Here is a 276-nt window from a genome sequence, read left to right as displayed (position 1 = left end):
ATCAGGCTGGATCGTATGTGCCGCTGTTTTCGCCCCGCGTAGCCCGACTTCTTCTTGAACCGTTCCGACCCCATATACTTCATTCGGGTGATCACTGTTTTTCAGATTTTTTAATACATCGATGGCAATCGCACAGCCGATACGGTTGTCCCATGCTTTCGCCAATAAATGCTTTTCATTGTTCATCACTGTAAATTCAAAATACGGCACAATCTGGTCACCCGGAAGAACGCCCCATTCCATTGCTTCTTCACGGCTGGACGCCCCGATATCGAT

At 48.2% G+C, this 276-nt stretch carries 1 pseudogene; it reads right to left on the bottom strand.

Annotated elements, in window-relative coordinates:
• A pseudogene (locus tag SB658_RS23730) lies at positions 1-276 on the bottom strand (peptidase M28); the annotation flags it as partial.

Origin of the sequence: Bacillus sp. SIMBA_008 (assembly GCF_046535495.1) — a bacterium.
Classification (GTDB): Bacteria; Bacillota; Bacilli; order Bacillales; family Bacillaceae; genus Bacillus; species Bacillus subtilis.
The sequence above is the reverse complement of the archived record's forward strand: the minus strand, read 5'-3'. Positions and strand labels throughout refer to the sequence as shown.